Origin of the sequence: Mycobacterium sp. (genome assembly GCF_035603715.1) — a bacterium.
In the GTDB taxonomy this organism is placed as follows: Bacteria; Actinomycetota; Actinomycetes; order Mycobacteriales; family Mycobacteriaceae; genus Mycobacterium.
On the sequence record NZ_DATNJW010000483.1, the window covers coordinates 1 to 4,297 of the forward strand.

The 4,297-nt window shown below is 65.8% G+C and carries 3 protein-coding genes and 1 pseudogene; all 4 read left to right on the forward strand.

Translation table 11 applies throughout. The features are described 5' to 3' along the window. Positions 1-187: pseudogene (locus tag VN856_RS20045) on the forward strand (aminotransferase); the annotation flags it as partial. 34 nt (positions 188-221) lie between these two features. After that, on the forward strand, positions 222-2,075 hold the full coding sequence (locus tag VN856_RS20050) for a DNA polymerase III subunits gamma/tau (RefSeq protein ID WP_325692186.1): 1,854 nt from the start codon (positions 222-224) through the stop codon (positions 2,073-2,075). Positions 2,076-2,240: 165 nt separating this feature from the next. Then, positions 2,241-3,734, forward strand: coding sequence for a cytochrome P450 (locus tag VN856_RS20055; RefSeq protein ID WP_325692188.1), 1,494 nt, complete (start codon positions 2,241-2,243; stop codon positions 3,732-3,734). 61 nt (positions 3,735-3,795) lie between these two features. Further along, positions 3,796-4,233 (forward strand): SRPBCC family protein, encoded by a 438-nt coding sequence (locus VN856_RS20060; protein ID WP_325692190.1) that lies wholly within the window; start codon positions 3,796-3,798, stop codon positions 4,231-4,233. The last annotated feature ends 64 nt before the right edge of the window (positions 4,234-4,297 follow it).

A 4,297-nucleotide genomic window follows, 5' to 3' on the forward strand; every position in this document is an offset into this window, starting at 1 on the left:
GGCCAAGGATGCGGGTATCGCCGTCACCGAGGCGGGCGCGTCGTTCCCGTACCGGAAAGACCCGGACGACAAGAACATCCGGATCGCGCCGACGTTCCCGCCGGTGTCCGATCTGAACAACGCGATCGACGGGCTGGCGACATGCGCGTTGCTGGCCGCGACCGAGTCGTTGCTGAACCACAGTTAGCTCGCGTCAGACTGTCTCGGTAGCGTGAGCGACCGTGGCTCTCTACCGCAAGTACCGACCGGCGACCTTCGCCGAGGTGGTGGGACAGGAACACGTCACCGAGCCACTGTCGACCGCGTTGACAGCGGGCCGAATCAACCACGCATACCTGTTCTCCGGTCCGCGTGGCTGCGGCAAGACCTCGTCAGCACGCATCCTGGCCCGCTCGTTGAACTGCGAGCAGGGGCCGACGGCCACGCCTTGCGGCGTCTGCGATTCCTGCGTCGGCCTGGCGCCCAACGGGCCCGGCAGCATCGATGTCGTCGAACTCGACGCCGCCAGCCACGGTGGTGTGGACGACACCCGTGAGCTGAGAGACCGCGCGTTCTACGCGCCGGCCCAGTCGCGCTATCGGGTGTTCATCGTCGACGAGGCGCACATGGTCACCACCGCGGGCTTCAACGCGCTGCTCAAAATCGTCGAGGAGCCGCCCGACCATCTGATCTTCATCTTCGCCACCACCGAGCCGGAGAAGGTGCTGCCGACCATCCGCTCGCGCACCCACCACTATCCGTTCCGGCTGCTGCCGCCGCGGACCATGCGAGGGCTGATCGAACGGATCTGCGCCCAGGAGGACGTGGTCGTCGACGACGCGGTGTACCCGCTGGTGATCCGGGCCGGCGGCGGTTCTCCCCGTGACACGTTGTCGGTGCTCGACCAATTGCTGGCCGGCGCCGAAGGAAATCGGGTGACCTACCAGCGCGCACTGGGCCTGCTGGGTGCCACCGATGTGGCGTTGATCGACGAGGCTGTCGACGCGCTGGGCGCCGGAGATGCGGCGGCGCTGTTCGGGGCGGTGGAATCGGTGATCGACGCCGGGCACGACCCCCGCCGATTCGGCACCGACCTGCTGGAACGGTTCCGCGATTTGCTTGTGCTGCAAGCGGTTCCCGACGCCACGTCGCGTGGTGTGGTTGACGCGCCCGAAGACGTGCTGGAGCGGATGCGCGAGCAAGCGACCCGGATCGGTCGCGCGACGCTGACCCGCTACGCCGAGGTCGTCCACGCCGGCCTGACCGAGATGCGGGGCGCGACTGCGCCGCGTCTGCTGCTCGAAGTGATCTGCGCGCGGCTGCTGCTGCCGTCGGCGAGCGACGCCGAATCGGCTCTGCTGCAACGTGTCGAGCGGATCGAGACCCGACTGGACATGTCCATCCCGCAGGACGAGAAGCCACAGCGGTCCACGCCGGTGCGGCGTTCCGAACCCGCGCCGCTGCCTGCTGCTGCGGCCGAGCCGACGGCCGCACCTTCGCCCGCGCCGGTCCCCGAGCCGTCGCCGGAGCCGAGTCCACCCGAGCCAGAGCCCGTCGTGCCCGAGGAGGTTCCGGTCGTTGCAGGCTCGGCCGAGCCGAATGCGGCCGCCGTCCGCACGTTGTGGCCGACGGTGCGCGACAAGGTCCGCGAACGCAGTCGCACCACCGAAGTGATGCTGGCCGGCGCCACCGTGCGCGCGGTCGAAGGCAACACCTTGGTGTTGAGCCACGAATCGGCGCCGCTGGCCAAGCGGTTGAGCGAACAGCGCAACGCCGACGTCATCTCCGACGCCCTCAAGGATGCGCTGGGTGTGGACTGGCGGGTGCGGTGTGAAGCCAGCGCCGCGAGTCCGGTAGCTGAGGCGCCGGTCGCGCCGCCGCGTCCTGTCGAGCGTCCATCGCGCAGGATGGTTCCGCCGCCACCCCCGCCGACCGAAGCGCCGGACGACTCGAATACCGACGAACGGGCCGAAGAGGAGAGCATGCTCGCCGAGGCTGGTCAGGACGACGCGTCGACAACGCGCCGCGATCCCGAAGAGGCCGCTCTCGAGCTGCTACAAAACGAGTTGGGCGCACGCCGCATCGATAACGGCTAGCCAGGCCGAATGGCTAGGCCGTGGAGCCGAGCCAATGCCTCGCCTGCAGACCTCCTTTCGCCAATGTCCAACTAATTGGACAAATCGGCGCAATTTACCCGTGAAATAGACCACAGGTAATTCGATAGCTATTGAATCAGTCAAATAGTATGTAAAGTCTATGTAATGACCACGCCGAGTATGCGGTCTGCTGAAGCCGCGGTTGGCGCCTCAGCTATATATGAGCTGAAACGCCGCAACGCCATCGACACCAGCGACCTTCCTCATCCGCCGTTTCGAGTTCCATTTCTCGGTGACGTGCTGGGTCTGAATCCCCGCACTCCCTTCCAGTCCTCGCTGCCGCAGACGCGAAAATTGGGCCCGATTTCAGCGCGCAAGATGCTCGGCACCGAGATGGTCGCGGTCAGCGGACTCGACTTGGTCGCGGAGGTGCACGACGAGACCCGGTTCGGCAAGCACGTCGGCCATCACCTGACGCCGCTGCGCGAGGTCATCGGCGACGCGCTGATCACGGTCGAGACCGACAACCCGAATTGGAAGCTGGCGCACGACATTCTCAAGCCGGCGTTCAGCCGCGAGGCAATGCAGGGCTACCACTCGATCATGCTGGAGGCGATCGGCGAGTTGCTGGATCGGTGGGACGGCGCCGCCTACGGCGGACGTCAGGTCGACGTCACCGCGGACACGACGCGGTTGGCTCTGGAATCCATCGGGCGTGCCGGATTCGGCTATTCGTTCGGCTCCTTCGACCGCCGTCGGCCGCATCCATTTATCACCGCGATGAATCGCACGCTGAAATACGCCAGCTGGTCGACCTTCCCCCTGCTGACCCGGCTGCTGCGGCCGGCCATCCGTCGTTCGGGCGCGGTGATGGGGCGCATCGTTGACGACGTGATCCAGGCACGCCGCGACGGCGCCGGCTCGAAGGCACAGGACCTGCTGGACTTGATGCTGAGTTCCGCACACCCCGTCACCGGACGTAGCCTGGACTCGGTCAACATCCGTCAACAGGTCATCACGTTCATTGTCGCCGGCCACGAAACAACCTCCGGCGCATTGTCTTTCGCCCTGTACTACCTCACTCAGAATCCCGAGGTCCTGGCCCGGGCCAAGGCGGAGGTGGACGCGTTGTGGGGCACAACCGACAATCCCAAGCCGGCCTATGGCGACGTCGCGAAGCTGCGGTATGTGCGGGCAGTGCTCGACGAGGCCTTGCGTTTATGGCCTACCGCGCCCGGCTATCTGCGCGTCGCGCGCAAAGACACCGTGCTCGGCGGGCGGTACCGGATCAAGCGGGGGCAGTGGGTCCTGGTGGTGCTGCCACTCGTGCAACGCGACCCGCGGGTGTGGCCGGACCCCGAGCGGTTCGACCCCGAGCGGTTTTCACCTGGCCAGATGAAGGGCCGCGCGCACGCTTACAAGCCGTTCGGTACAGGGCAACGTGCCTGCATCGGTCGGCAGTTCGCTTTGCATGAGTCCGTCCTGACGCTCGCGCTCATCCTGCATCGTTATGACCTGACCGCCGAGAACGACTACCAGTTGAAGATTTCCGAATCAATCACGTTGAAGCCCAGAGGATTCCGCCTCGGGTTGAGTAAACGTGCCGCGTCGTCGCGACTGGCGGAGGTCGACACCGAACTGACCCGCCTCAGCGCCTAGGGCTCGAAGGCCACCTATACGCTGGTCTGCGACATCAGCCCGTGCAGAGGAGTTACGCCAAATGGGACACGTCAGTGCAGCCAGCACGATCCTGATCAATGCTGAGCCCGCAGCCGTGCTGTCCGCCGTAGGTGACTACCAAAACGTCCGGCCTAAAATTCTGTCTTCGCATTACCACGACTACCAGGTGCTGGAAGGCGGGCAGGGGCAGGGAACGGTCGCTAGCTGGAAGCTGCAGGCCACCGAATCGCGGGTTCGCGACGTTCGCGCCAGCGTCGACGTCGCCGGCCACGCTGTGATCGAGAAAGATGCCAACTCGACCATGGTGACCAATTGGACCGTGGCCCCCGCCGGACCGGGTTCGAGCGTTACCGTCACCACCACCTGGAAGGGTGCCGGTGGCGTGAAGGGTTTCTTCGAGAAGACGTTCGCGCCGCTGGGGCTGAGGAAGATTCAGGCCGAGGTGCTGGCCAACCTGAAGCGGGAAGTCGAGAACTGACCGCTCAGTGCGCCGCTGTTTGACCACCTAGGAAGGCGGCGACGCCCCTGACGACGGCGTCGGC

Coding starts and splice junctions, on each gene's coding strand:
- VN856_RS20055 (WP_325692188.1), top strand. CDS start 2,241: ATGACCACGCCGAGTATGCGGTCTGCTGAAGCCGCGGTTGGCGCCTCA.
- VN856_RS20060 (WP_325692190.1), top strand. CDS start 3,796: ATGGGACACGTCAGTGCAGCCAGCACGATCCTGATCAATGCTGAGCCC.